This is a genomic window from Algoriphagus mannitolivorans DSM 15301 (assembly GCF_000429425.1).
GTDB lineage: Bacteria > Bacteroidota > Bacteroidia > Cytophagales > Cyclobacteriaceae > Algoriphagus > Algoriphagus mannitolivorans.
Genome location: NZ_AUBV01000009.1, coordinates 1 through 26,827 on the forward strand (window position 1 = coordinate 1; position 26,827 = coordinate 26,827).

Sequence of the window (26,827 nt, forward strand, 5' to 3'; positions counted from 1 at the left end):
AGGCAAGTGGGGGCAGAAATACGGCTATGCCATCAAAAGCTGGAGAGAAAACTGGGAAGAACTCACAGCTTTCCTGGACTTCCCACTGGAGATCAGAAAGATCATCTATACCACCAACATCATCGAAAACCTAAATGGAAAAATCAGAAAATACACCAAAAACAAGCTTTCCTACCCCACCGATGAAGCCGTCCTCAAATCGGTCTTCTTAGCAGTCATGGAGGCCACAAAAAAATGGACCATGCCCATCCGAGACTGGGGAATGATCCTAAACCAATTTATGATTATGTTTGAAAACCGTCTAAAACTCTAACTAACCCTAAAATCTATTTACACACTTTTCGGGATAGTGTCTCAGTTTGGAATTTTTTAAATCCGAAATCCGAAATCCGAAATCCGAAATCCGAAATCTCAAATCCGATATCGGCTTATTTTCCCCATTTACCTCCTCCAATGGTTATTCCCAGTGTAAATCCAAAATACTGGTTGATGGCCTCGCCGATGACTTGTCCATTGACATTCTGAAGATTGCTTGGAGGTACAATATTATATTCTGCACCCAGTCGGAATTTGGCCAATTCAATTCCTGCACGGATCATCGGGGCCCAAACAAAATCAGCTTCCAAGTCTCCAGATCCAGAATTGGTGGAATTGGTGTCATTTACTTCCACATTGGCAAGGGCATAGTATCCAAAGCCTGCTCCGATGTACGGAGCTACTCGGCTGTTGCCGTTGTTGAAGAAATAATTGGCAGTCCCCGATACAGAGACATTGGCGGAAACTTCCCCTTCATAATCCTGAGAAACACTGTAATAGGTAACGTCTTTCGCCAAGCCTGCCACACCCATTCGGATGCCGACAGCAAGGTTTTCTTTGACAAGAATTTGGGGTTCCAGGTTAAATAAGGCCCCAATTCCGCCTCCATTAGGAATCGCAGTTCCCAAATCAGTACTCAATCTAAAAGCTCCGGCTCTTTGCGCTTCGGCAATTTGAAAAATGAGCAAGGCAAACAGTAATCCAATGAGTTTTTTCATCGCGTTGTGGTTTTAATTTTTTGTGTATATCCGCTTTCTTACCAGTAGGCCTTACAATTGGAATAAAATCCCGATTGAAATTCAGTTTTAGTCAGCTTCGGTCTTCAGTCTTCGGACTTCCGACCGCCAAACCAAAGGAATTTTGGATTGCGGTGCAATTGCGGATAATCATATAATTTATCTAAGTTTCGCAAAAAAGATTCCAAGTTGGAAATTCTTCTCCTCCTTTGAAGAACTTTTGGAAAGGATCATTTTATTTTAATTGCCTGTAAACTTAGTGTTCTAGAAAAATCATGCTTGTAGTTTCTCATTTGGTAAAAAAATTCGGCAAGCAAAATGCCGTAGATGACATCAGCTTTCAGTTGGACGGGGGTGAGGTTGTGGGGCTTTTGGGTCCTAATGGAGCTGGTAAAAGCACGACTATGAAATGCATTGTCGGCTTGCTTCGAAAGACTTCGGGAGAAATAAGCATTGGAGGATTTGATCATCTGAGTGTAGAGGCAAAACGCTTTTTCAGCTACATCCCGGAAACTCCCTATGTGTATGACCTACTTTCTGTATGGGAACATCTTCAGTTTATTGCCCAGGCTTATGGGATTAAGGATTGGAAGGACAAAGCCGCTGAGCTTTTGGAACTATACGAATTAGATGACAAAAAGAATAAGCTGGGTAGGGATTTGTCCAAGGGGATGCGACAGAAAGTATCGATCTGCTGCGCCTTGTTGCCGGATCCACAGCTTTTGTTTTTTGACGAACCGATGATCGGCCTTGATCCCAAGGCGATCAAAAACACCAAATTGATTTTCAAGAAACTCAAGGAGTCCGGTAAGACCATTCTGGTTTCTACTCATTTGATAGACAGTGTGGAATCCATTGCAGATCGGATCATGATCATGAAGGAAGGCAAAATCATCGGAAATGATACTGTGGAAAACCTGAAACTTCAGGCTGCGGCAGGTGCTGAAGGACTGAGTTTGGAGGATTTGTTTTTAGAATTAACCAAAGATGAGAGAGCTTAAACTTCTCCTTAGAAAGGATCTTTGGATCCTCAAAAACAACCTGCTTCTGATCCTGAAAAATCCACTTCGGCTTTTGCCGTACTTGGTGCTCGTGGGATATTTTACTTTCATTTATTCTCAAAGGATCAAGTCCAGAAGGAATACTTCAGAAATGGGGATTGAAGGGGTGAATCAAATTGATTATTCCGTACAAAATATAGTAGGAGCCATCACTTTGCTGGTTTTGGGATTTTTGATATTTCAATTGTTCCGTGCCACTAAGTACAATGTGACATTTTTCAAGATGGCAGATGTCAACCTGCTGTTTCCTGCTCCTGTTCGGCCTCAGAATTTGCTGCTATACTACATGATCCGGTCCCTGATTCCATCTTTGGGAGGTGCTGTTTTATTTATGGTTTATGGTGGGAGTCAACTTGCGGGGGATATAAATCTGAATCTAATCAGCGGGACTTTTATGGTCTTGGGTTTTGCCTTGTTTTTCTTCATGATTTTCCCGATCCGGTTTTTGGTTTATACCCTTCACACGAAGTATGGGATCATGGAGTATATCCGGTTTGGAGTCGTCGCGCTGGGGATTGTCCTGGGTTTGATGGTAGTGATTCCCGGGTTTATGGCAGATAAGTTTTGGCAGGGGATGTTTTCCTGGATTGCCTCTCCTTGGTTTGATTTTTTTCCATTGGTGGGATGGAGTCGTGGGATTTTATCTTTTACCATTCATGGGAATTGGGTGATTTCCACTGGTTTTATATTGTTATATGTTCTTTCATTTTATACCGTCCTACGCTTGGTAATCCAGTTTTCGGGCTATTACTACGAGGATGTCCTGGAAGCCACCAAATCCAATGAAGAGAAGCTTGAAAAAGCCAGAGGCAAAAAAGAAATAACAGAAGATACCTACAGCCTAAACGCCAAAAAACAGTTGGCACTTCCGGACTTTGGAATCGGAGCAAAAGCCTTTTATTGGAGAAATTATGTGCATAGTAGTCGGCAGGATTTTCACCCCTTAGTCGGAGTCTATAGCTTGAGTTTGGCAGGTATCGGAATCCTAATGGCAGGCCTCTCTAATTTTGAGTGGTTTTCCCACAAGGTGCTCTATTTTTATTTGATCCTATTGATGGGCATTTATTTCATGGCAGGAATTGGGCGGGCAAACATCGGAGATCTGAAAAAGCCATGGTTTATTCTTGTACCTGCTTCTTGGGCTGCCAAATTCTGGAATATGATAAAGCTGGACTTGATTCAAATTGCCATTTTCTCCGCCCTGTTGATCATTCCCTCAGTTTTTTTGGCTCAAGTCAGTATTGGACTAATTCCCTTGTTCCTATTGGGGATGATCTGTAGCTATCTGATTGGACTTTCCATCAATCTGATCCCTCAAGTGGCCCTGGAGGAATCCTGGGATAGGTTTCTGATCAAACCTTTGATGATAGGAGGGATTTTTATTTTCGGGATTATTCCAGCCTTGGCTTTGGGGATTTTAGTATTCATAGTCTTAAAAAAATTCATCTGGACGCTCTTGGTAATTGTCTTAGGATTTGTCGGGATAGCCGCAATTCTCCTCCATGTTGTTTTGGATGTATTGAAGCGACTGGAGTTTAAAGAATTGTAGGTGAAGGCACTTTTGCAGAAAATTGAGGCTTTGGAAAACACCAATTTTGCTCTGCACTAAGCTTTGGAACTCAAATGGGTCAAATTACATTTCTTCAATTGAATCAGGAGGTTAGGACTTAACCTCCAGGCCAAAAAATCAAAGGAAAGTCCAAGAGTGATACAAAATAATATTCTGTAAAACCTTGAGATTTTTCCTTCCTCCTTGAAAATTCCGCTAATTTTACCCCTCCAAATGTAACTGACTATGATTTACAATTCCATCATCGAAACCATCGGAAATACGCCGATGATCCGTCTCAACAAGCTCGCCAAAGGTATCAAAGGAGAAGTCTTGGTGAAGGTAGAATATTTCAACCCCGGCAATTCCATGAAAGACCGAATGGCCATCAAGATGGTGGAGGATGCGGAAAAAGCGGGGATTTTGAAGCCTGGAGGAACCATCATCGAAGGGACTTCCGGAAACACCGGGATGGGTTTGGCTTTGGCAGCGGTGGCGAAAGGCTACAAGTGTATTTTTACAATGGCCGACAAGCAGTCCAAGGAAAAGATCGATATTTTGAAGGCTGTGGGTGCGGAAGTGGTGGTTTGTCCTACGAACGTGACACCTGATGATCCGAGATCTTACTATTCCGTAGCTCGAAAGCTGAATCAGGATATTCCTAACTCCTTTTACCCAAATCAATACGATAACCTTTCCAATGCCGCTGCGCACTACGAAACCACTGGTCCTGAGATTTGGAAGGATACCGAAGGGAAAATCACCCACTATGCTGCCGGAGTAGGCACGGGTGGTTCTATGTGCGGAACAGCTAAATTCCTTAAAGAGCAAAACCCAAATGTGGTAACCGTGGGGATCGATACTTACGGATCAGTATTCAAAAAATACAAAGAGACCGGAGTTTTCGATGAGAAGGAGATTTATCCTTATCTCACTGAGGGTATTGGAGAAGATATTCTTCCAAAAAACGTGGACTTCAGCCTGATTGATCACTTTATCAAAGTGACTGATAAGGATGCTGCAGTCATGACTCGGAGATTAGCCAAGGAGGAGGGTTTGTTTGTGGGTTGGTCTTGCGGATCTGCCGTTCACGGTGCTTTGGAATATGCAAAAGAGAATCTAAAAGAAGGGGATGTGATGGTGATCATTCTTCCTGATCACGGCACCCGATATTTAGGTAAAGTCTATAACGATGAGTGGATGAGGAACCACGGATTTTTGGAAGACAAAACCTTCTCTACAGCAAGAGATATCATTGCTCAGAGAAATGGAAGCTATCACCTACTCTCGGTCAAGAAGTCCGATTCTGTAAAGGAAGCGATAGGGCTGATGAACGGGAAAAGCATTTCCCAGATTCCTGTATTGGATAAAGGTGAGGTAGTAGGAAGTCTTACGGACAATAAGCTTCTGTCCAAAATCATTGAAAATCCCCAGTTGAAAGATGTGGAGGTAGCAGAAGTCATGGAGCCATCCATGAAGTTTGTGGCTTTGGATTCCACTTTGGATGTGCTTTCTTCCATGGTGGAAAAAGAGAAAGCGGTGCTGGTAAGAGATATGATGGATAATATTCACATCATCACCAAGCACGATATTCTCGATGCCTTTACGAAATGATAAAGAATGAATTCAAACCGTTTTGACCGTCTTTTGGAGACAGATTGGGATCTGGATATCAGAAGGGTCTTTGTCAAGGCCTGGGAGCTTTTTAAGTCCCAGGCTTTGCTATTTGTAGCTTTTACACTGTTGATATTCAGCAGTGCTTTGATGTTTATCATTTATTTCCAGCCCTATACGATTCTTTTTTCGGCTTTTTTAGCCCCGCCGCTCTACGCAGGGTTTTATTTGGTAGGGAATAAAATCAGTAGGGGAGAAGAGATCATTTATCCGGACTTTTTCTTGGGATTTCAGTATTGGATTGTCACGGTAGGGATTTCTTTGATTTCCCAGATTTTGATTGCGCTAGGGATTTTTGCCTTTGTGGTTCCTGGACTTTACCTCTTGGTGGCGTATATGCTTGCAGTTCCCATGGGAATATTTGCGGGAGTGGATCTGTGGTCAGCCATGGAGCTGAGCCGAAAGCTGGTGACCAAATATTGGTGGAAATTCTTTGTCTTGCTGATCTTGCTATTGTTGTATAATGTATTGGGTGCTTTCTTTTTCGGAGTGGGGATTTTGATCACATTTCCGATGACTTTTTTGGTGATCTATGTGGTTTTTGAGGAATTGACTGCGGAGATATTGAGTGAGGAAGAACCATTAGAAAAGGATTTCCAGAATTAAAAGGAATTAACCGTGTGCGACCAGCATCGCCTCCAATCTGTTTTTGCATTGGGCTGAAAAATCATTGACAGCTTTTTCGGAAGGGTTAGGCGGAAGAATTGGCTTGGAAAAGTAGATTTTTACTTTTCCCGGACTCAAGAGGATGGACCCTCGCTTCATGATTTGGTCCGCACCAATGACGGCCATTGGAAGGATGGGAATTCCCGTTTCAATGGAAAGCCGAAAAGCTCCTTTTTGAAAGGGAAGTAAAAGTTCATTGCTGTCATTTCTGGTGCCTTCAGGGGCTACTACGACGGATTTTCCTTTTTCAAGAATCTGGACGAGCTTTTCCAAACTTGCTCTACGGGACTCAGTGGAGCTCCTGTCAACCCAAACGGCTAATTTTCCCACTACCCAACCGAAAAAGGGAATCTTGGACAGCTCTTTTTTTCCTAAGGCCCGAAGTTCCTGTGGGATTGCCATCGGAATTACCGGTGCATCGATAAACGAACGATGGTTGAAAATATAGATATAGGGTTTGCTGCGGTCAATATGTTCAAGCCCTTCAATCTCATAGCGAATACCGGAAAGAAAAGACCAAATCCCAGCCCAAAGGCGGATGAAAATAAAAGAAATCCGATCCCCTTTGTCACTGATCAGAATGGGAATGACAATAAACCAACCGAAAATCAGCATCAGAAGGATAAACAGCAATCCTGAATAAAGGGTATAAATCCACTGAAGGAACTTGATCATAAGTAGAATTGGCTATATTTGGGTTCGTAATTAACCTTTAACTCTTTGCTTGCAGGTCCCGCTTTTGCGGGACTTTTTTTGACTAATTTTAATTTTTCTAAATCAAATTTAAGCCGTTCAAATAACAAAAAGGAAGATTACCTAAAAGAGCTTTCTTTTTTTTTTTCGAATTAGGTTTTATGTTAAACTTAAATCTTTTCAAACATGAAAAAATCATTGCTTGCTTTTGTATTAGGTTGTGGTATTTGTTTTTTAAATAGCCCAACTACTTTGTATGCCCAGGCATCATTTCCTGACAGTTATTACATCAATATTGAATTTTGTTATTGTGGAGCTTCTGTTGTTAAATGTAGGCCAGAAGGTTTAGGCAATTGTGAAACATCAAGTCAAATTCCATGCGGAGAGGCATGTGAAGGTTAATTAATTTTTATCAGGGCTTATTAAGCCCTGATTTCTTTTTAAAATTCATATTCTGTTAAATATGCGATTCTTAGCAAATTTCAATAAAAATTTCTATTTCCTTTTTGGATTAGTTTGCTTATCGAACTGTGGAAAATCATTTCAATCCAAAGAGATTATTGAAAACATTTCATTTGAAAAGTCAAAACTCGAGAATTTGTCTCAATTCGTTGAAGAAATTGATTATTTGATTTTAAAGAATCCGAATAAGGCTTTTGTTCAGGTGGACAAAATGTTTGTTGTTGATGAAAATCTTATTGTTGTTGACCTTTTTGGGATGCAGTCTTTGCTTCAGTTTGACCTCCAGGGGAATTTTCTCAATACAATAGGTAAGCTAGGAGAAGGGCCGGAAGAGTATTTGAATACTATAGATGTTGCTTATAGCCACGATGAAAAGCTCATTGAAATTCTTTCAACTAAAGGGATTATCCAATATGGGTTGGATGGAAAATATAATTCCAGAGTAGATTTGGAATCAAGGCCTCATAGATTTTTGAAAGTAGACCCCTCTCGTTATATTTTTTATATTCCGGAAGTCATGGCGTCCGAGTTAAGAGAAGGATATGGAAAAGATATTCTTTATTCCTTTGAGGTAAAATCGAAAAGGCTGAGTCCTTTACTAGAACCTATATTTCCAGAAGTTTTGAATTTCATGGGGGATAAAAACAACCTTTTTCACTTCGGAAATGAAGTGGTTTTTTCTTCTAGTTTTTGCGATACCATCTATTTGATTTCACCTAATGCTGAAAAGAAGAAATTATTCTTGAATTTTGGTTCATCCCAAATTGACCTGTCCAAACTTTATAATCTTTCTGCCTATCAGTTGGTAGACCAAATTAATGGGGAAAATCTTCGTCAAAAATCACTTCATGTTCCTCATTTGTTTTACAATGAAAGATATTTAACATCCTCTTTCCTCAAGGATCGCTCCTTTCATTTTTTTGTTTATGATTTAAGAAACAAGACGACCTATCTTTCTTCAAGAATGAAAAATGACTTGGATAGTGGACCGGGACTTGGGGTGATCAAAATGATGGACAAGGAATATATCTATTCTGTATTTGAACCTGAGGAACTCATCCAACATGCTCGGAATTTAGATCCAAATTCAAAAAAGAGAAATGATTCATTTTTAAACCTAGTAGAGAATTTAAGCAATGATGATTTTTTGGTGGTGGCGAAATACAAATTGAAATAGAAATTAATTGAGGTACTTGCCATCCTAATTTTTACAGTTTTTTTCCCCTGGGAGTGATTCCTGGTTTTTTTTTAGGAAGCTGTCGAGACCTCGGGGGGATTAATAAAAACTTAATGTGCAGGTTATTATTATGTTTTCTTACAAAATTTAGAAGAACGGAGCTGGTAAATTATTTTTAAACTACGGATTCAGAATATTATATTTTTTTGGGATATCGTCTTTTTAAAAAAAATAAAATTCCTTTTTCTTTTTGTAATTATTAAATCTAAATATTTGGTAGTTCTTTTTTTTTTTACATTCACAAGACTAACTTTTCTATAACCATTAATTATTCATTTTATGAAAAAGTACCTTTTATCAGCCACATTCGCTTTTGCAATGGTGGCAATGTTGTTATCTTCTGGGAAAGTACAAAGCCAAGCCTCTCTGCCAGAACAGGGCTATGAACCAAAGCTTGAACCTTGTAGCTATCCTATAGTTGCTGGTACACTTTGGGTCGTTAAGTGCAGGCCATTAGAGAATCCATCATGTTCAGTTTCTGCTCAAATTCCATGTGGCGAAGGTTAAATTTAAATAAGCCTGAATGAATTGGTTATTCATCTAGGCTTATTTTTTTTAAATTGTATTATGAGAACATATTTCTTTTGCATTGTTTTGTTCGTTTTCTTTAGCTGTACAAAAGAAATCGACAAAGAGAAAATTTCGATTAATTTGAACGATACTAAAGATTTGAAGTATTCGGATATTTTTCAGGGTTTTGAATATATATTTCTGCAAATTCCTGATAGTGTACCTCTTATAAACCCTGCCAAATTAACAATAAATGAATTCGGGATTTTTGTTCAGGATAGAGACCAAGATAACCTATTAATATTTAGTAGTTCAGGTAAATTTGAAAGAATCATTAAATCATCCGGGCCTGGACCTGGTGAATTCTTAAATTTGGAAGATTTCCAAATTCTCCTAGGTGAAATTTTAATATTGGACAATAATCTAAAGAAATTAATAAAGTTTGATTTGTTAGGAGGATTTAAAGAGGAAAGTAAAATTGAATTTCACCCTTACAACATTCATCAATCAACCAATCGACTATTATTGTATTTTGCGAATAGGCCTGAGTACAAGAATTTTTCTATTGTCGGAAAAAATAAGAATGAGCTTTCAGGGATAAAAAAAGTAAAAGAAGAATTCATAGGGATAAATTATTCTTCAACTGCTGGGTTCTTAAAAGACGATTTAAGGAAAAAGATTTTTTTAAAACTTGACACATCTTATGAAGTAGTCGTTTTTGATGAAACTGGGAATATCGAAAATGAGATTGAATTTGATTTTGGACAGTATAATTTTTCAGACCAAAAAAGAAAGGAATTCGGGCTTTCTCCTGAACGTTATTCTTACTTAAGGGAGAATAATATGGTAGAAAATATATTTTCCTTTCTCCCACTTAAGAATAATTTCTTGGCAACGATTGTTCAAATTGGATTGAAGACCAAATACGTTATTTTAAATGAAGACTTAAAAAGTTATACAGTTGCTTCTAAATTCATTAATGATATCGATAACTTTGAGGGCGATTTTTCGCCAATTTCGCAATTCAATGGGAATATTATTTTATTTAAAGATTCAAGAAGTTTTCAAAAAGAATATCTCAAAAGTTTTGGAGGGAAATCAATTAGTTCTAATAATTTTAATAAACCGGATGGCATTCATCAGTTTTATAGAAAAAATGAAAATGATTTTCAAAATGATAACTTTGTTGTAATTAAAGCCAATGTGAGATAATGAACAGTTTTTTTATTTGTAAAATAGCTGAATAATCTTCCACCACCCCCCTTCTCCTTTTCCGAAAAAACCTTACCTTTGCAGTCCGTTCGGGTGAACGGGGCATTTTGGGATCCCAAAGTGTTGAATACTAACCTAAAACCTCTGATCTCATGACTCTAGGATCTGCAGGCTTTTCAGAGTCGTTATTTATTTATGTCTAGTTCAAAAGAATTTAACTGGGAAAACTTCGAAACCAAAGGATTCGGAGAAGGCTATTCCAAAGAGCAAAGAGCTCAAATGGAAGCCATGTACGCCGGAACCTTGAATGAAATCACCGAAAAAGAGGTGATCAAAGGTGTGGTAGTAGGAGTAAATGACAAGGATGTGATCATCAACATCGGCTTTAAGTCTGATGGATTGGTGCCTCTTTCCGAATTCCGTGATTTGGAATCCATCAAGCCTGGTGATACCGTAGAGGTATTTATCGAAGAGCAGGAAAATGCCTTGGGTCAGTTGATCCTTTCCCGAAAGAAAGCCAAAATCGTGAGAGCTTGGCAGGACATCGAGAGCGCTTTGGAAAACGACAGCGTGATCGAAGGTCTAGTGAAAAGAAGAACCAAAGGTGGTTTGATCGTAGATATCTACGGGGTAGAAGCCTTCTTACCAGGTTCTCAAATCGACGTGAAGCCTATCAGAGATTTCGATATCTATGTAGGTAAGAAAATGGAAGTGAAAGTGGTGAAAATCAACCACGCTAACGATAACGTAGTCGTTTCTCACAAAGTGTTGATCGAGAAAGATCTCGAGAAGCAAAAAGCAGAGATCCTAAACAACCTGGAAAAAGGTCAAGTATTGGAAGGGGTGATCAAGAACATGACCAACTTCGGTGTATTCATCGACTTGGGTGGTGTAGATGGATTGCTTCACATCACAGATATCTCTTGGGGACGTATCAACCATCCAGAGGAAGTGTTGCAGCTTGATCAGAAAGTTCAGATCGTTGTTTTGGACTTTGATGACGATAAGAAGAGAATTTCTTTGGGCATGAAGCAGTTGACTGCTCATCCTTGGGATTCTTTGGCAGCTAGCCTTGAAGTTGGATCCAGAGTACAAGGTAAGATCGTTAACGTAGCTGACTACGGTGCGTTCTTGGAATTGGCTCCAGGTGTAGAAGGTTTGATCCACGTATCCGAAATGAGCTGGTCTCAGCACTTGAGAAACCCAGCAGACTTCGTGAAAGTAGGAGACGAAATCGAAGCTGTAGTCTTGACATTGGACAAGGACGAAAGAAAAATGTCTTTGGGCATCAAGCAATTGACTGAAGATCCTTGGACTAAGGGCGACATGTCTACCAAGTATGCGGTAGGTACCAAGCACAAAGGTGTAGTAAGAAACTTGACCAATTTCGGTCTTTTCCTAGAATTGGAAGAGGGTATCGACGGATTGGTTCACGTATCTGACCTTTCTTGGACTAAGAAGATCAAGCATCCTTCTGAATTCGTGAAAGTTGGAGACGAGCTAGATGTAGCTGTTTTGGAACTTGACGTGGAAAATAGAAGATTGGCTCTAGGTCATAAGCAATTGGAAGAAAATCCTTGGGATACTTTCGAGACTGTGTTCCCAGTAGGATCTGTTCACAAGTGTACTGTAGTTTCCAAAAATGACAAAGGTGCAGTTCTTGAGCTTCCTTACGGTTTGGAAGGTTTCGCGACCGTGAAAAACTTGGAGAAGGAAGACGGTTCTCAGGTAGAAGTTGGTGAAGCTTTGGATTTCAGAGTAACCGAATTCTCCAAGGACGACAAGAGAATTGTATTGTCTCATACGGCTACTTTCAGAGAAGAAGCTAAAGCTGCTAAGAAACCTGCAGGGAAGAAGAAAAGCGAAGACAGCGCAGAAGCGCCAGCTCCAGCTGAGAAATCTACCCTTGGAGATATCGATGCACTTGCCGAACTGAAAGAGAAAATGGAAGGCAAGAAGTAATTTCAGATTTGATATTTGAAATATAAATAGAAACGCCGGCTGCAAAGTCGGCGTTTTTTTGTGTCCTAACTTAGGAAGCCTCCTTGCCAGATCCCCATTTAAACCGAAAATTAGATTCCAGGGAATGCGTATGCAGGAAAAGATAGATGGCGAATTAGTCCAGATAAGCGCTTTTTTGGAGGATTGGAAGAATGGATTCCAAAGAATGCCTAAAATAAAAAAGCATCCGCGATGACGGATGCTTTTAATTCTGGAGGTCGCGAGCAGACCTGCCTGTTGGCAAACAGGTTCTAACCGCTATACAAGGTTTTGTTTTTAAGGAAGAATTGAAATAAAAAAAGCACCCATGGAAGGATGCTTTTGAATTTGGAGGTCGCGAGCGGACCTGCCTGTTGGCAGACAGGTTCTAACCGCTATTCAAGGTTTTGCTTTTATGGAAGAATTGAAATAAAAAAAGCACCCATGGAAGGATGCTTTTGAATTTGGAGGTCGCGAGCGGATTCGAACCGCTGTACAAGGTTTTGCAGACCTCTGCCTAGCCACTCGGCCACGCGACCATGATTTTCGGAATGCAAATGTAGGATTATTCTGCGCCTCTCCAAATTTAGTTTTCATAAAATTCTCTCTTCGAGCCCAAAAAAAATCCTTCGGTATTACCCTTTAGGTGCTTAATTTTTTTGGGAAATACTGATTATCAGTGAGGTATAAAAAAGGGATAAAATTTCCATTATTTATAAAGATTCTAAATTGAATTTAGAATAAAAATAACTTCCTAATAAATTGAAAATCAGTATTCTAGAGAGCTAATTCTAGGCATAAAGGTGAATATTTGGGCTTTAATCTGTTATTTGAAAAATTGGGTTCGGGTAGTACCTTTGCAGGGGTTAAATGAGAACCGTTAAAACTATTTAATTAGCTAAAATATGTTATCCAAACGCTCGTTAGTAGGGATTCGATTGAATTTCCAGACACTGGCAGTGCTGTTTTTCATGCTGATTGGAGTTTCGGCGTATGCTGTGGATCCGGCTGTGGCAAACAGTGATGAGGCAATCTCCGCAGGTAAAACCGTCTTCAATGCCAATTGTAAGCAGTGTCACAAACTGGATCAAAAAAGCGTTGGTCCTGCTCTTAGAGGCATCACCGATCGCAGACCAGTAGACTGGGCAAAAAGCTTTATCAAAAACTCTCAGGCAGTAATTGCCTCAGGGGATGCTTATGCCACGGCTCTTTACAAAGAGTACAACAACACCGTCATGCCATCACATGAGTTTTTGAGTGATGACGACTTGAACAATTTGTTGGCCTACATCGAGTATGGAGACAAGGTAGATCCAAATGCTGTTGTAGCTGGTGCCGAAGGTGCCGCTGCCGGAGCTGCTGGAGGAGGAATTCCTACCGAATACCTCAGCGTGATCCTAGGTGTTTTAGTATTGGTTCTCTTGTTGATCCTGGTGGTTCTGGGATTGATCATTTCTGTTTTGACCAAATACCTGAACAAGCAGCCTCTCTCTGAGGATGATCAGGAGTTTGTAAGTCAAAAGACCGATTTCGGTAAAATCTTCAAGTCTGACGCCTTTATCATCATTGTTACGGCATTGGTAGTAGCCTTGGTAGCTAAGACAGCTATCGATGGACTATATAATGTAGGGGTGCAGCAGGGATATGCTCCAGCTCAGCCGATTGCATTCTCTCACGCTTTGCACGCTGGTCAATATGAAATCGCTTGTCAGTATTGCCATACTGGAGTTGAAATCGGAAAATCCGCAAATATCCCTTCTCCAAACATCTGTATGAACTGTCACATGCACATTCAGAATGTGGGAGGAAAAGAGGGAATCTCTCCGGAAATCCAAAAAATCTACGATGCGGTGGATAATAACCAACCGATCGAATGGGTACGTGTACACAACCTACCTGACTTGGCATATTTCAACCACTCTCAGCACGTAGCTGTGGGAGGTATTGAATGTCAGACCTGTCACGGTCCAATCCAGGAAATGGAAGTGGTCGCACAGCATAGTTCTTTGACTATGGGCTGGTGTATTGATTGTCATAGACAGACTGAAATTGCTGCAGAAGGCAATGCGTATTATGACAAGTTGGTTCAACTTCACTCTGACTCCAAAGATGCCTTGAAAGTGAAAGACATCGGGGGCTTGGAGTGTGCCAAGTGTCATTATTAATTCCTTATCCTTTTTGCTAATTCATTCCTAGAAATAAAAATGAAGGAAAATAAAAAAACCTACTGGAAAGGGCTCGAGCAACTCAGCAACGATCCGGAGTTTGTAAAGCATGCCGACAGGGAGTTCCCAGAACTTCCGACTACTTTGAATGAAGAGGGTAGTGCTTCGAGAAGAGATTTTCTGAAACTGATGGGATTCAGCTTGGCAGCAGCTTCATTGGCTGCCTGTGAGACTCCGATTAGAAAGGCTATTCCTTATGTGAATAAGCCGGTGGATATCAACCCTTCTATTCCTAATTATTATGCATCTACCTTCGCTTCCGGAGGTGATTATGCAGCCGTAGTGGTAAAAACCAGAGAAGGTCGTCCGATCAAAATTGACGGTAACGAGCTTTCTCCTATTAACAAAGGAAAAGTCAATGCTATTGTAGAAGCTTCTGTGCTTTCACTATACGACAAGCAGCGATTGACTGGACCTATGGTGGGCGGAGCAAAATCTGACTGGAAAACAGTGGATGAGCAGGTTAAATCCAAATTGGCTTCTGCGGGCTCTGTGAAAGTTGTTTCCAATACCATCCTTTCACCTTCTACTGAAAAAGCTATCCAGGAAATGGGTGCTGCTTTCGGAGGGGTAGAGGTAATCACTTACGATCCGATTTCGAATTATGGAATTACAAAGGCCAATGAAACCTATTACGGTAAGGCGGTAATTCCTTCTTATCATTTCGATAAAGCAAAGACTATCGTTTCTTTTGGTGCTGACTTCTTGGGTACTTGGATTTCTCCGATTGAATTTGCCGGAGCTTATGCCAAGACCAGAAAAATTACCAAGGAAAAGCCAGAAATGTCCCGTCACTACCAGTTTGAGTCTAATCTCTCCATGACTGGTGCTAATGCGGACTATAGAACTCCAATCAAAGCTTCTCAAAGCGGTTTGGCAGTTTTGGCACTATATAATGCTATTGCCTCCAAAGCAGGCGCGGCGACAGTTTCCGCTCCAAAAGTGGAAATCGCTCACTTGACTCAGGCGGCGAATGATCTTTGGGCAGCCAAGGGAGCTGCCTTGGTAGTTTCAGGTTCCAATGATCCAAATGTACAAGTGGTGATCAATGCCATCAACGAATTGTTGGGAAGCAATGGTACTACAATTGATTACAGCACTCCTGTATTCTTCAGAAAAGGAGACGATGCTAAAATGAACCAGTTTATCGGGGACTTGAAAGCAGGTAGAGTAGGTGCTGTGATTTTCTACAACTGTAACCCAGTGTATGACCACGCACGTGGTGCTGAAGTAGCCGAAGGAATTGCAAAAGCTAAAGTAAGCATCGCGACCAACGGAACTTTGGACGAGACTGCATCCTTGGTACAGATTGTAGCTCCGGATCATCACTTCCTTGAGTCTTGGAATGATTTCCAACCAAAATTGGGTCATTACTCACTTTCTCAGCCTACAATTTCTCCTTTGTTTGACACTCGTCAGGCTCAGGATTCTTTCTTGACTTGGGCTGGATCTACTTCCAATTATTACGATTTCCTTCAGGCCAACTGGAATTCTACGCTTTATGGTGTAGCTGGAAATGGTGATTCATTCCAGGAATTCTGGGATAAAGCACTCTATAATGGTGTGGTGTCTGTAGAATCTTCCGCCGGAACTGTTTCCCCAGTAGGTGACTTGGCTTCTGCTGCTGCAGAAGTTGCAAAAAGTTACAAGGCTGACAACGCTGGTGCTGAATTGGTAATTTATTCCAAAGTCGGAATGAGTAACGGTACTTTCGCCAACAACCCTTGGCTTCAGGAAATGCCAGATCCAATCACTAAAGTTACCTGGGATAACTATTTGACTGTATCTCAAGCTTGGGCTTCCGAAAACGGAGTGACCATGGTGGAAGAGAATACACAGAAAGCTCAAATCACTGTCAATGGTAAATCTTTGATCGTTCCTATCTTGATCCAACCAGGTCAAGCAAATGGTACTTTCGGTTTAGCATTAGGTTACGGACGAACCAAAGCGGGTAGAGTGGCTGATGGAGTAGGGGTTAATGCCTACGAATTGGTGGATTCGAGCAAAGGTTTCGTGAATTTTGACATTACTGCCGGTGTGGAAGTGGTTGCGACTGGAGACTCTTACAAAATCGCAAGAACACAAACTCACCAGACTTTCATGGGACGTGAAAACGTGATCCAGGAAGCTACTCTGGCAGAATATAAGACTGATGCTTCTGCGGGTCGATACAAACCTGAAATCTACAAAGACGGTGAATTCGTGAAGCCTTCCAAGATTTCACTTTGGAAAGGTCACCAGTACAGCCAGCACCACTGGGGTTTGGCGATTGACATGAACTCATGTATTGGTTGCGGCGCTTGTACGGTAGCTTGTCAGGTTGAAAACAACGTGGCAGTAGTCGGTAAGCAAGAAGTGATCAACCGAAGAGAAATGGCTTGGATCAGAATTGACCGCTATTACTCCTCAGATGCTCCTGCAGATGATTTGAGAGGAATGGAAAAAGCTTCTGAAAACCCTGAAGTAACCTTCCAGCCGATGATGTGTCAGCAGTGTAACAACGCTCCATGTGAGACGGTTTGTCCAGTTGCTGCTACCACTCACTCTTCTGAGGGTTTAAACCAGATGACTTACAACAGATGTATCGGTACAAGATATTGTGCGAACAACTGTCCATATAAAGTGCGTCGATTCAACTGGTTCAAATACCATGACAACAAGGATTTTGCAGCGGTGAACGTCGCACAAAATGATGACTTGGGTAAGATGGTCTTGAATCCGGATGTAACTGTTCGTGTGCGTGGTGTAATGGAAAAATGCTCCATGTGCGTGCAGAGAATTCAGGCTGGAAAGCTTGCGGCTAAGCGTGAGAAGAGAAAAGTTCAGGACGGAGAAATCAACGTGGCTTGTGCTGTGGCTTGTCCTACTGATGCTTTGGTATTTGGTGATATGAATGATCCAAACAGCAAAGTTTCTCAAATGCTTAAGATCGAGGAAACTACTTCAGCACTAAAAGAAGTAGGAGAGGAAAGAGCCTACCATGTTTTGGAAGAGATCAACGTTAGCCCTAACGTTTGGTACTTTACCAAAATCAGAAATAAAGAGAAAAACGAAGCGTAATCATAATTTTATAAACTATGCAGGTTACATCATCTGTACGTAAGCCGTTAGTTACAGGAGGAAAGACCTACCATGACGTGACGCATGATATTGCCCGTCATGTGGAAAATAAGCCTACCAAGGCTTGGTTTCTTGCCTTCCTTGCCTCGGCGGGTACTTTGGGATTAGGATTCATAGCTATCGCTGCGACCCTCTGGGAAGGGATCGGTATGTGGGGGCTAAACAAAACTGTAGGTTGGGCTTGGGATATCACCAACTTCGTATGGTGGGTAGGTATCGGTCACGCCGGTACACTGATCTCAGCGGTTTTGTTGCTTTTCAGACAGAAATGGAGAACCTCCATTAACCGTGCAGCAGAAGCGATGACCATCTTCGCGGTTATTTGTGCGGCGATGTTCCCGATTATCCACATGGGTCGTCCTTGGTTGGGTGCTTATTGGGCTCTTCCACTGCCAAATACCTTCGGATCTCTTTGGGTAAACTTCAACTCACCGCTTCTTTGGGACGTTTTCGCAATCTCTACCTATTTCTCTGTTTCCTTGGTCTTCTGGTATATCGGTTTGATTCCGGATTTCGCTACGATCAGAGATAGAGCAACCGGTTTGAGAAAAACTATTTATGGTGCGCTTTCTTTCGGATGGGATGGAGCAGCTAAGACTTGGATGCGTTACGAATCAGTATCCTTGATTCTCGCAGGTTTGGCTACTCCGTTGGTACTTTCTGTACACACCATTGTATCCTTTGACTTTGCTACTTCTGTAATTCCAGGATGGCATACCACGATCTTCCCTCCATACTTCGTTGCGGGTGCGATTTTCTCCGGATTCGCGATGGTATTGACCTTGATGATCATTACCAGAAAAGTGTACAAACTGGAAGATTACATCACGATGGAACACATCGAGTTGATGAATATTGTAATCATCATCACCGGTTCTATTGTAGGTATTGCCTATATCACCGAATTCTTTATCGCTTGGTACTCTGGAGTAGAAGCAGAACAATATGCCTTTATTAACAGAGCAACTGGTCCTTACTGGTGGGCTTACTGGTCTATGATGACCTGTAACGTAATCTCTCCACAGCTTTTCTGGTTCAAAAAAATCAGAACTTCCATCGTAGCTACCTTCATTCTTTCTTTGGTAGTAAACATAGGGATGTGGTTTGAGCGATTTGTGATCATTGTAACCTCTCTTCACAGAGATTTCTTGCCATCTTCTTGGGCGATGTTCTACCCAACCCTTTCAGACGTTGGAGTTTACGTATTCACCTTTGGATTATTCTTCACCTGTTTCTTCCTTTTTGCGAAGTTCTTCCCAGTGATCAACATGGCTGAAGTTAAATCTGTATTGAAGTCTTCATCTGATAAAGTGAGCAAATAATTATGGAAAGAGATACACATTTCATTTTGGGAGTTTACGACGATGAGGACGTATTGCTCCACGCAGTTACTGAAGTAAGAAACAGCGGAGTAAAAATCCATGAAGTTTACTCACCTTATCCGGTTCATGGCTTAGAGCATGCTCTGGGTTACAGAAGATCCAGATTGCCAATTGCTGCTTTCCTCTTTGGTCTATTAGGAACAAGTTTGGCGATCACCATGCAGGTATATATGCTCGGGATTGATTGGCCAATGATCATCGGTGGTAAAAATTACCTTGCCTATCCTGATTTTGTTCCGGTATCTTTTGAGCTGACAGTTTTGTTGGCTGCTTTCGGAATGGTTGGTGTGTTTATGGTTAGTTCTAATCTGAAACCATGGGCTCTACCTAGGATTTTCGATGCCAGAAGTACAGACGACAAGCACATTATGGCGATCGATATTGCAAACAACAGTGCGTTGGAACAGGAGAAAATCAAAGAGATTTTGAAGTCTTCTGGAGCTACTGAAGTGAATAACAAAAGTTTTGAATAGAAATAACGGATATATGAAAATTGCTAATGCATTAGTATTCGTAGGTTCTGCACTTGCCATCTCCTTTTTGGTGGGGTGTAAAGCAAACGGAGATAATCCTGGCCTTGAATATGCGCCTCAGATGTATCATTCTGTTGCTTATGAGCCTTTGACTCAAATCCAAAATGAAGGAGAAGGTTCTTGGCTTTCCACTCGGGAAGACGGAAAAGGAGAATTCTTCAACTCCAACATGAACAACCCACATGAGATGAACATGAGGGAGCCGGTAGAAAACACTGTTCCAAGAACAAAAGGAGGCTATCTTCCTTACAGGCTAAAAGCTTTTGAACTGGAGCAGGCTGCTTTGGTGAAAAACCCAGTTGAATCTTCTGAGGCAGTTCTTGCCGATGGAGAAAGACTTTACCTTCAGTATTGTAATGCTTGCCATGGTACCAAAGGTATGGGTGATGGTAAAGCAGGAGAAGTTGTAGGTGGTGTGGCTAACCTGACTGGTGGCGCATACATCAACCTTCCAGAAGGTCATATTTTCCATGTCATTACCAAAGGAAAAGGTAGAATGGGAGCTCACGGTTCTCAAATCCCTGCTGAAAGCAGATGGAAAATTGTTCACTATGTCAAACAAGTTATCCAAGGTCAATCTGCAGCAGCTGCTCCGGCACCTGTGGCTGACAGCACCGCGGTAGCACAAGTAACCCCAGCTAACTAATCATGGCTCATCACGGCGAACAACATTATAATTTGGATCAGCGGTTTGATTTTACAGCCGCTACCAAGAAATCCATCATGACTGTATTGGTCATCGGTGCGATTCTTCTAGGAATTGGTATTGTCCTTGCGATGACTGGAGGCCACCATGAGGAGGCTGGAGAAGCAGGTGGACATGCGTTTCATTGGTATGAAAGATTGTATGCCAATCTTTGGATCAACAACGTATTCTTCACAGGTATTGCAATCGTAGGGGTATTTTTCTTTGCAATCCAGTTTGCTGCTCAGGCAGGATGGTCTGCTCCACTATTGAGAGTAATGCTTTCTTTTGGTAACTGGTTACCAATTGCAGGTATCCTGATGATTGCTACTTTCTTCCTAGCTAATCACGACCTCTTCCACTGGACACATTCTTATCTTTTTGATAAAAATGATCCTCAATATGATTCCATCATTGACGGAAAAGGAGCTTTCTTCTACTGGCCAATGGAAAAGGGTACTTTCCCAATTTTCTACATTGCCAGAATGGTCCTTTTCTTTGGATTCTGGGTATTCTTCTTCAATAAGTTCAAGAAGATCTCAGCACAGGAAGATCAATTGGGAGGAAGCTCTCATTGGTTTAAAATGAGAAGTTGGTCAGCGTATTTCCTAGTTTTCTTTGCAGTTTCTTCTTCAATTTCTGCTTGGGACTGGGTAATGTCAATTGATACTCACTGGTTCTCTACCTTGTTTGGGTGGTATGTGTTTGCTTCTTGGTTTGTATCTGGTCTTTCTGCTATCACCCTTTTGACCATCTTCCTTAAGGGCAGAGGTTATTTGGAAATGGTTAACGAAAACCACGTGCATGACTTGGGTAAGTTTGTTTTCGGATTTTCTATCTTCTGGACATACTTGTGGTTCTCTCAGTTTTTGTTGATCTATTATGCCAACATTCCGGAGGAAACTGTTTATTACATCGAAAGATTGTCCAGCGATGTTTATGGAGGGTTCATTTTTGTTAACATTATTCTAAACTTCTTCCTACCCTTCTTAGTTTTGATGACAAGAGATTCCAAAAGACACGGGGTATTCTTGAAGGTTGTTTGCTCTATCTTGTTGGTAGGTCACTGGATTGACTTCTTCTTGATGGTGCAGCCAGGAACTTTGGGTCACAATGGAGGTATCGGATTTATGGAAGTAGGTTTGTTCTTAGTTTATGGTTCTGCGGTGGCGTTGGTTGTTTTGGGAGGTTTGGCTAAGAAAAACCTGATCGCGAAAAATCACCCGATGCTTGACGAAAGTTATCATCATCACATTTAATTAATTATCCGAAAAAAATAAGATATGTACGGATTTCTGATTGGAGTAGGGGTATTGTTGTTACTATCCATTATCTGGATGGTATACAGAATTCAGACCTTGGTGTCTGTAGTGAAAGGCTCAGACAAGAAAATTGTAACTGGTAGTAACAAAATCAATGCGATTCTATTTGTATTGTTCTTGTTGGGATTTGGGTTTTTGATGTTCTGGTATTCTATCAAAGAATTTGGGAACTATCAACTTCCTATTGCTTCTGAACATGGAGTCGTGACTGATAAGTTATTTTGGGTCACCATGGCAGTGACAGGAGTAGTGTTCTTGATCACTCACGTGCTTTTGTTTGTTTTCCCATACAAATACCAGTATAGAGAGGATAGAAAAGCTTCTTTTTATCCAGACAACAACAAATTGGAGGTTATTTGGACTGCTGTGCCAGGTGTGGTTTTGGCAGTACTAGTAATCACTGGTTGGATGGCATGGTCTGATATCACAGCACCTGCTCCTGAAAAAGCCCATGTGGTAGAAATCATGGGATACCAGTTTGCTTGGGAAGTAAGATATCCAGGTAAGGACAACGTTTTGGGTGATTATGATTATCGTTTGATCACTGCATCCAACTCTCACGGGGTTGACTTTACTGACAAAAATGCTTTGGATGATTTTCCATCTCCAAAGGTGGTAATTCCTAAAGGCGAGCCTGTTTTGTTTAAAATTAGAGCAAGAGATGTATTGCACTCTGTTTTCGCTCCTCATATGAGATTGAAAATGGATGCTGTTCCTGGCATGCCAACTCGTTTCTGGTTTGTTCCTACCAAGACAACCGCTGAAATGAGAATTGAATTGAATGATCCTGAATTTGAATATGAAATCGCTTGTACAGAAATCTGTGGGCGTGGGCACTTCTCAATGAAGAAGGTGATAGAAGTGGTAGAGCCTGAGGCATACCAAAAGTGGTTGGCGGAGCAAAAATCTTTCATTCAGCAAAATCCTGCTTTGGCAGAGAATCTTCCAGCTGAGATGAAGGAACTTGCAGAAATTCAATTGAGCGAAAGTAAAAAATAAATTTAAAGGTTATGGCTACAGCATCTGTTGCACATCACGACGCGGCGCATCATGATCACCATGAGCACGAGCATCATGATAACTTTATAACAAAATATATCTTCACCCAGGATCACAAGATGATCGGTAAGCAGTTTTTGGTTACCGGTATTTTCTGGGCTTTGATTGGAGGTTTTCTTTCTATCCTATTCCGATTGCAGCTAGGATTCCCGGATATGAATCTGGAGTTTCTTAGACCTTTGCTAGGCGGTTGGATTGATGAAGGTGGAAAACTGGATCCTACTTTCTATTTAGCATTGGTGACCATGCACGGTACCATCATGGTATTCTTCGTGTTGACTGCCGGCTTGAGTGGAACGTTCTCCAACTTCCTGATTCCTCTTCAAATCGGTGCCAGAGATATGGCATCCGGTTTTATGAACATGCTTTCTTACTGGTTCTTCTTCTTGTCCAGTGTGGTCATGTTTATTTCCTTATTCATTAAAACTGGTCCAGCAGGTGGCGGTTGGGTAGTGTATCCTCCTCTTTCTGCTTTGGAGCAAGCAATTCCTGGTTCAGGTCTGGGGATGACCTTATGGTTAGTTGCAATGACTTTCTTCATTGCTTCCTCCTTGTTGGGTGGTATCAATTACATCACAACAGTAATCAACTTGAGAACCAAGGGTATGTCTTTCTCTAGACTACCTTTGACTATCTGGGCATTCTTCCTAACCGCTGTAATCGGTTTGTTGTCTTTCCCTGTTCTCTTTGCTGCTGCTTTGCTTTTGGTATTTGACAGAAGCTTTGGTACTTCATTCTATCTATCTGATATCTATGTAGCTGGTGAAGCATTGCCAAACACTGGTGGTAGTCCAGTATTGTTCCAGCACTTATTCTGGTTCTTGGGCCACCCTGAAGTATATATCGTATTGCTCCCAGCTTTGGGTATTACTTCGGAAGTAATTGCTACTAACTCCAGAAAGCCAATCTTTGGTTACAAAGCGATGATCATTTCCATGTTGGGAATTACCATCCTTTCCTTCATCGTATGGGCTCACCACATGTTCGTGTCTGGAATGAATCCATTCTTGGGATCTATCTTCATGTTCCTGACTTTGATCATTGCAGTACCTTCAGCGGTAAAAGTATTCAACTACCTGACTACACTTTGGAGAGGTAACTTGATCTTTACCCCGGGTATGCTTTTCTCCATCGGTTTGGTATCTTTCTTTATCTCCGGTGGTTTGACAGGTATTTTCTTGGGTAACTCTGCAATTGATATTCAGCTTCACGATACCTACTTCGTAGTAGCTCACTTCCACTTGGTAATGGGTTCTGCATCTTTCTTCGGTCTTTTGGCTGGTGTTTATCACTGGTTCCCTAAGATGTTTGGAAGAATGATGGACGCGAGATTGGGTTATATCCACTTCTGGTTGACATTTGTTGGGGTTTACTTGGTATTCTTCCCAATGCATTACATCGGTATTGCTGGATTCCCTAGAAGATACTATTCTTGGACAAACTTCGAGTTTTCTAACATGTACACGGATTTGAACATGTTTGTGTCTGTAGCTGCGATCGTAACGTTCTCTGCTCAGTTTATCTTCTTGTTCAACTTCTTCTACAGCATGTACAGAGGAAGAAAAGCAACTCAAAACCCATGGAGATCTACCACTTTGGAATGGACTACTCCAATTGAACCAGGACATGGTAACTGGCCAGGTGAGATTCCAACTGTTTATCGTTGGCCTTATGATTATTCTAAGCCAGGTGCTGCAGAAGATTTCATTCCTCAAACTGTACCTCTTTCTCAAACTCCAGAGTCTAACCTTCCTCATGAGCAGGAGCAGGTGAAACTTGAGCTTGAAATCATGAAAGAAGAAGAAGAGGTGCTGGTTGCAAATGAATCCAAACACTAATCATCTTATAAACAGCTTCCGCCGGACGTCATTTATGACGGTGGTAGCTGTTTATTTTCTCATTTTGGTCGGAGGCATTGTCCGTAGTACCGGTTCTGGTATGGGATGTCCTGACTGGCCAAAGTGCTTTGGAAGTATTGTGCCTCCAACTAGTGTGGATCAGCTTCCTGAGAATTATCAAGAAATCTATCTGAATATCAGACTTGCTAAAAACGAAAGGTTTGTAGCACTACTTGAAAAATTAGGATTTACAGAGACTGCTCAGCGCATTGCCAATGATAAGTCTATCCTAGTAGAGGAGGAGTTCAATGCTGTAAAAACTTGGATTGAATACATCAATCGGCTAATCGGAGTGGTGATTGGTTTATTTATTTTATTGACTGTTTGGAAATCTTTCAAGCTTTGGACAATTGATAAATGGATCCCAATCAATTCCCTTTTTGCGCTGGTTTTGGTATTGTTTACAGGTTGGATCGGTTCCATTGTTGTCTCTACCAATCTTCTGGCATGGATGATTACCTTCCATATGTTATTAGCTTTGGCTTTGGTAGGAGTGTTGTTATATGTTAACCATAGGGCTCAAAGGCTTCAGCCAAGTCAGGGTGTAGCTGTAGATGTTCCGACAAAAGTTCAGTTGATGCTGATTATAGGAACGGTATTGATGCTGGTTCAGGTGGTTCTTGGCACTCAAGTTCGGGAAGAAATTGACCGGATATCCTTCGCGCTGGGAGACTTATTGAGAGAAGAATGGATCGAAAGGTCAGGAGTGGTATTTCTTATACACAGATCTTTCTCTCTGGCCATACTTGGAGTGCATTTGATCTACTTCCTTTGGGCATTTAAATATGCGGCTAGGAAGTCCAAAGTTAGTCTTTGGAGTCAGGTGCTAATAGGTTTGGTTCTTCTGGAAATAGCGACAGGAATTGGGATGGCCTATTTTGGTATTCCCGCAATGCTTCAGCCCATTCATCTTTTGCTTGGGTCTCTAATCTTAGGAGTAGAGTTTGTCCTGATTCTTCAATTGAAGGATCATATTCAGTTTAAGTTAAACTCGGATTAAAATGAGGACAGTTAATGTAACTGACCATTCTATATCAACCTTTGTTCTGTCTAGGATCAAGGCGTATTCCGATCTGATTAAGGTTAGGCTTTCTGCCCTTGTGACCTTTTCTGCAGTATTCGGCTATATTCTTGGTGACCGTGGGATCAGCTTCGGCTGGACTGGTTTCCTGGGCTTAGCTTTGGGTGGTTTCCTTATTTCAGGCGCCTCCGGAGCTGCAAATGAAATCATGGAAAGGGATTTGGATAAGCTGATGAAGCGAACCCAAAACCGTCCACTTCCCCTACAAATCATTTCCCTGCAAGAAGCTTATTGGTTTACAGTATTGGTAGCCTTGATGGGGATCACGCTCCTTTGGATATTCACCAATCCTCTTACAACCTGGCTTGGAATTTTGAGTATGGTCCTGTATGTGTTTGCATACACTCCTCTTAAAAAGGTTGGACCTATTGCAGTTTTCGTGGGAGCTATTCCTGGTGCAATGCCTCCTCTTTTGGGTTGGACAGCTGCCACAGGTGCGATTTCTCATGAGGCTCTTATAATCTTTGGAATTCAATTTATCTGGCAGTTTCCTCACTTCTGGGCCATCGCTTGGGTAAGTGATGAAGACTACAAAAGAGCAGGTTTTAAACTTCTTCCGAGTGGTGGAGGACAGGATTTGAATACTGCTATCCAAATTATGATTTATACGCTTTTTCTCATTCCATTGGGACTGTTGCCTACTTATTTTGGCTTGACAGGCCTCAATTCTGGGATTGTAGCTACGATATGCGGAGTTTTGTTTTTGGCTCAAACTTTCTCCTTGATGAGAGACTGTTCCAGAAAATCCGCTTTGAAGATCATGTTTGGTTCCTTCCTTTACCTTCCAATTGTACAGATCGCTTACCTATTGGATAAAATGCCTTAATTATGGAAAGAGAACTTAAGTACATTGATATTGTCGAGCAGCCGATCAGCATGCATCCAAAGAAATTTGCGCTTTGGTTGTTTATGGTCACTGTTGTCATGCTTTTCGCAGCATGGACATCTGCTTACATTGTCAGACAAGCTGAAGGAAACTGGCTGGAATACGACTTGCCGGAAATCTTCTGGTACACCTCTGGAGTGGTTGTTTTAAGTTCAGTCGTGCTTCAGTGGGCGTATTACTCTGCTAAGAAAGACAATTTGGTCAACCTGAGAATAGGAATGGTGATTACCGTGGCACTTGGGATTGCGTTCCTAGTGGGACAGTGGTATAGCTGGGTTGCTTTGGTGGACAGAGAAGTGTTTTTTGTCGGAAACCCGGCGGGCTCATTTCTCTATGTAATCACCGGAATGCATGCCCTGCACCTTATCAGCGGTTTATTATTTCTGATAATTGTGCTAATTTCGACCTTCCGTCTGAAGGTCCATTCCCAGTCAATGAACACGATGGAAATGGCCACCACGTATTGGCATTTCCTAGGAGGCCTTTGGCTATACTTATTTATGTTTTTGCTTTTGAATCATTAAAATAAACCTGGTACAA

Annotated in this window: 22 protein-coding genes and 1 tRNA gene; 20 read left to right on the plus strand and 3 right to left on the minus strand. The window is 41.4% G+C overall.

What is annotated here, in order from left to right; translation table 11 throughout:
• Nucleotides 1-313 (plus strand): transposase (locus G458_RS20580; protein ID WP_035468076.1); only part of this gene is annotated, 313 nt, incomplete at its 5' end.
• A gap of 115 nt (nucleotides 314-428) precedes the next feature.
• Here the strand turns inward: G458_RS20580 and G458_RS0111240 are convergent.
• Nucleotides 429-1,034, minus strand: coding sequence for a membrane protein (locus G458_RS0111240; RefSeq protein ID WP_026952005.1), 606 nt, complete (start codon nucleotides 1,032-1,034; stop codon nucleotides 429-431).
• A gap of 293 nt (nucleotides 1,035-1,327) precedes the next feature.
• Here G458_RS0111240 and G458_RS0111250 point away from each other — a divergent pair, with 293 nt between their 5' ends.
• The 4 genes from G458_RS0111250 (at nucleotide 1,328) to G458_RS0111265 (ending at nucleotide 5,942) form a co-directional block, all read left to right on the plus strand.
• Nucleotides 1,328-2,053 carry an ABC transporter ATP-binding protein gene (locus tag G458_RS0111250; RefSeq protein WP_026952006.1) on the plus strand — a complete coding sequence of 242 codons (726 nt, stop codon included), beginning with the start codon at nucleotides 1,328-1,330 and terminating at the stop codon, nucleotides 2,051-2,053.
• Entirely contained in the window at nucleotides 2,040-3,662 is a 1,623-nt protein-coding gene (locus tag G458_RS0111255) for a putative ABC exporter domain-containing protein (RefSeq protein WP_026952007.1), read from the plus strand. The genes G458_RS0111250 and G458_RS0111255 overlap by 14 nt, the downstream gene beginning before the upstream one ends.
• 246 nt (nucleotides 3,663-3,908) lie before the next feature.
• Nucleotides 3,909-5,276, plus strand: a complete 1,368-nt coding sequence (locus G458_RS0111260) for a cystathionine beta-synthase (protein WP_026952008.1) — start codon at nucleotides 3,909-3,911, stop codon at nucleotides 5,274-5,276.
• Between the two features lie 6 nt (nucleotides 5,277-5,282).
• A complete protein-coding gene (locus G458_RS0111265) occupies nucleotides 5,283-5,942 on the plus strand; it encodes a hypothetical protein (RefSeq protein ID WP_026952009.1) in 660 nt (219 codons plus the stop codon).
• A 6-nt stretch (nucleotides 5,943-5,948) separates the two neighbouring features.
• Here the strand turns inward: G458_RS0111265 and G458_RS0111270 are convergent, their stop codons facing one another.
• Nucleotides 5,949-6,677, minus strand: a complete 729-nt coding sequence (locus G458_RS0111270) for a lysophospholipid acyltransferase family protein (protein WP_026952010.1) — start codon at nucleotides 6,675-6,677, stop codon at nucleotides 5,949-5,951.
• 204 nt (nucleotides 6,678-6,881) lie between these two features.
• Between G458_RS0111270 and G458_RS21790 the strand changes: the two genes are divergently transcribed.
• From G458_RS21790 to rpsA, 4 genes are all read left to right on the plus strand, one after another.
• Entirely contained in the window at nucleotides 6,882-7,097 is a 216-nt protein-coding gene (locus G458_RS21790; protein WP_157359758.1) for a hypothetical protein, read from the plus strand.
• A gap of 61 nt (nucleotides 7,098-7,158) precedes the next feature.
• Entirely contained in the window at nucleotides 7,159-8,334 is a 1,176-nt protein-coding gene (locus G458_RS0111280; protein WP_026952011.1) for a 6-bladed beta-propeller, read from the plus strand.
• A 627-nt stretch (nucleotides 8,335-8,961) separates the two neighbouring features.
• Nucleotides 8,962-10,116: a 6-bladed beta-propeller gene (locus G458_RS0111285; RefSeq protein ID WP_026952012.1), complete on the plus strand. Its 1,155-nt coding sequence runs from the start codon at nucleotides 8,962-8,964 to the stop codon at nucleotides 10,114-10,116.
• Between the two features lie 195 nt (nucleotides 10,117-10,311).
• Nucleotides 10,312-12,078, plus strand: a complete 1,767-nt coding sequence (rpsA, locus tag G458_RS0111290) for a 30S ribosomal protein S1 (RefSeq protein WP_026952013.1) — start codon at nucleotides 10,312-10,314, stop codon at nucleotides 12,076-12,078.
• 483 nt (nucleotides 12,079-12,561) lie between these two features.
• Here rpsA and G458_RS0111305 read toward each other — a convergent pair.
• Nucleotides 12,562-12,635, minus strand: a tRNA-Cys gene (locus tag G458_RS0111305).
• Between the two features lie 366 nt (nucleotides 12,636-13,001).
• Here G458_RS0111305 and G458_RS0111310 point away from each other — a divergent pair.
• Genes G458_RS0111310 through G458_RS0111360 form a run of 11 tightly spaced genes read left to right on the plus strand, consistent with a single transcriptional unit; the run spans nucleotide 13,002 to nucleotide 26,811 of the window.
• Nucleotides 13,002-14,261, plus strand: coding sequence for a c-type cytochrome (locus G458_RS0111310; RefSeq protein ID WP_026952014.1), 1,260 nt, complete (start codon nucleotides 13,002-13,004; stop codon nucleotides 14,259-14,261).
• A 39-nt stretch (nucleotides 14,262-14,300) separates the two neighbouring features.
• A complete protein-coding gene (locus G458_RS0111315) occupies nucleotides 14,301-17,381 on the plus strand; it encodes a TAT-variant-translocated molybdopterin oxidoreductase (protein WP_026952015.1) in 3,081 nt (1,026 codons plus the stop codon).
• A 17-nt stretch (nucleotides 17,382-17,398) separates the two neighbouring features.
• On the plus strand, nucleotides 17,399-18,763 hold the full coding sequence (gene nrfD / locus G458_RS0111320) for an NrfD/PsrC family molybdoenzyme membrane anchor subunit (RefSeq protein WP_026952016.1): 1,365 nt from the start codon (nucleotides 17,399-17,401) through the stop codon (nucleotides 18,761-18,763).
• A gap of 2 nt (nucleotides 18,764-18,765) precedes the next feature.
• Nucleotides 18,766-19,296 carry a DUF3341 domain-containing protein gene (locus G458_RS0111325; RefSeq protein ID WP_026952017.1) on the plus strand — a complete coding sequence of 177 codons (531 nt, stop codon included), beginning with the start codon at nucleotides 18,766-18,768 and terminating at the stop codon, nucleotides 19,294-19,296.
• 13 nt (nucleotides 19,297-19,309) lie between these two features.
• Nucleotides 19,310-20,002 (plus strand): c-type cytochrome, encoded by a 693-nt coding sequence (locus tag G458_RS20585; protein WP_084438853.1) that lies wholly within the window; start codon nucleotides 19,310-19,312, stop codon nucleotides 20,000-20,002.
• A gap of 2 nt (nucleotides 20,003-20,004) precedes the next feature.
• Nucleotides 20,005-21,300: a hypothetical protein gene (locus G458_RS0111335; protein WP_026952018.1), complete on the plus strand. Its 1,296-nt coding sequence runs from the start codon at nucleotides 20,005-20,007 to the stop codon at nucleotides 21,298-21,300.
• Nucleotides 21,301-21,324: 24 nt separating this feature from the next.
• The gene (locus G458_RS0111340; RefSeq protein ID WP_026952019.1) at nucleotides 21,325-22,362 is read left to right on the plus strand and encodes a cytochrome c oxidase subunit II; all 1,038 of its coding nucleotides are present in this window, start codon (nucleotides 21,325-21,327) and stop codon (nucleotides 22,360-22,362) included.
• An 11-nt stretch (nucleotides 22,363-22,373) separates the two neighbouring features.
• Nucleotides 22,374-24,260: a cytochrome c oxidase subunit I gene (locus G458_RS0111345; RefSeq protein WP_026952020.1), complete on the plus strand. Its 1,887-nt coding sequence runs from the start codon at nucleotides 22,374-22,376 to the stop codon at nucleotides 24,258-24,260.
• Between the two features lie 34 nt (nucleotides 24,261-24,294).
• Nucleotides 24,295-25,320 (plus strand): COX15/CtaA family protein, encoded by a 1,026-nt coding sequence (locus G458_RS0111350; RefSeq protein WP_245579267.1) that lies wholly within the window; start codon nucleotides 24,295-24,297, stop codon nucleotides 25,318-25,320.
• Between the two features lies 1 nt (nucleotide 25,321).
• Nucleotides 25,322-26,227 carry a heme o synthase gene (gene cyoE / locus G458_RS0111355; RefSeq protein WP_026952022.1) on the plus strand — a complete coding sequence of 302 codons (906 nt, stop codon included), beginning with the start codon at nucleotides 25,322-25,324 and terminating at the stop codon, nucleotides 26,225-26,227.
• 2 nt (nucleotides 26,228-26,229) lie between these two features.
• Nucleotides 26,230-26,811 (plus strand): cytochrome c oxidase subunit 3, encoded by a 582-nt coding sequence (locus G458_RS0111360; RefSeq protein ID WP_026952023.1) that lies wholly within the window; start codon nucleotides 26,230-26,232, stop codon nucleotides 26,809-26,811.
• Nucleotides 26,812-26,827 lie beyond the last annotated feature (16 nt).

Excerpts from the sequence above, each read along its gene's own strand:
- G458_RS0111240 (WP_026952005.1), bottom strand. The coding sequence starts at position 1,034 with ATGAAAAAACTCATTGGATTACTGTTTGCCTTGCTCATTTTTCAAATT.
- G458_RS0111250 (WP_026952006.1), top strand. The coding sequence starts at position 1,328 with ATGCTTGTAGTTTCTCATTTGGTAAAAAAATTCGGCAAGCAAAATGCC.
- G458_RS0111255 (WP_026952007.1), top strand. The coding sequence starts at position 2,040 with ATGAGAGAGCTTAAACTTCTCCTTAGAAAGGATCTTTGGATCCTCAAA.
- G458_RS0111260 (WP_026952008.1), top strand. The coding sequence starts at position 3,909 with ATGATTTACAATTCCATCATCGAAACCATCGGAAATACGCCGATGATC.
- G458_RS0111265 (WP_026952009.1), top strand. The coding sequence starts at position 5,283 with ATGAATTCAAACCGTTTTGACCGTCTTTTGGAGACAGATTGGGATCTG.
- G458_RS0111270 (WP_026952010.1), bottom strand. The coding sequence starts at position 6,677 with ATGATCAAGTTCCTTCAGTGGATTTATACCCTTTATTCAGGATTGCTG.
- G458_RS21790 (WP_157359758.1), top strand. The coding sequence starts at position 6,882 with ATGAAAAAATCATTGCTTGCTTTTGTATTAGGTTGTGGTATTTGTTTT.
- G458_RS0111280 (WP_026952011.1), top strand. The coding sequence starts at position 7,159 with ATGCGATTCTTAGCAAATTTCAATAAAAATTTCTATTTCCTTTTTGGA.
- G458_RS0111285 (WP_026952012.1), top strand. The coding sequence starts at position 8,962 with ATGAGAACATATTTCTTTTGCATTGTTTTGTTCGTTTTCTTTAGCTGT.
- rpsA (WP_026952013.1), top strand. The coding sequence starts at position 10,312 with ATGTCTAGTTCAAAAGAATTTAACTGGGAAAACTTCGAAACCAAAGGA.
- G458_RS0111310 (WP_026952014.1), top strand. The coding sequence starts at position 13,002 with ATGTTATCCAAACGCTCGTTAGTAGGGATTCGATTGAATTTCCAGACA.
- G458_RS0111315 (WP_026952015.1), top strand. The coding sequence starts at position 14,301 with ATGAAGGAAAATAAAAAAACCTACTGGAAAGGGCTCGAGCAACTCAGC.
- nrfD (WP_026952016.1), top strand. The coding sequence starts at position 17,399 with ATGCAGGTTACATCATCTGTACGTAAGCCGTTAGTTACAGGAGGAAAG.
- G458_RS0111325 (WP_026952017.1), top strand. The coding sequence starts at position 18,766 with ATGGAAAGAGATACACATTTCATTTTGGGAGTTTACGACGATGAGGAC.
- G458_RS20585 (WP_084438853.1), top strand. The coding sequence starts at position 19,310 with ATGAAAATTGCTAATGCATTAGTATTCGTAGGTTCTGCACTTGCCATC.
- G458_RS0111335 (WP_026952018.1), top strand. The coding sequence starts at position 20,005 with ATGGCTCATCACGGCGAACAACATTATAATTTGGATCAGCGGTTTGAT.
- G458_RS0111340 (WP_026952019.1), top strand. The coding sequence starts at position 21,325 with ATGTACGGATTTCTGATTGGAGTAGGGGTATTGTTGTTACTATCCATT.
- G458_RS0111345 (WP_026952020.1), top strand. The coding sequence starts at position 22,374 with ATGGCTACAGCATCTGTTGCACATCACGACGCGGCGCATCATGATCAC.
- G458_RS0111350 (WP_245579267.1), top strand. The coding sequence starts at position 24,295 with ATGACGGTGGTAGCTGTTTATTTTCTCATTTTGGTCGGAGGCATTGTC.
- cyoE (WP_026952022.1), top strand. The coding sequence starts at position 25,322 with ATGAGGACAGTTAATGTAACTGACCATTCTATATCAACCTTTGTTCTG.
- G458_RS0111360 (WP_026952023.1), top strand. The coding sequence starts at position 26,230 with ATGGAAAGAGAACTTAAGTACATTGATATTGTCGAGCAGCCGATCAGC.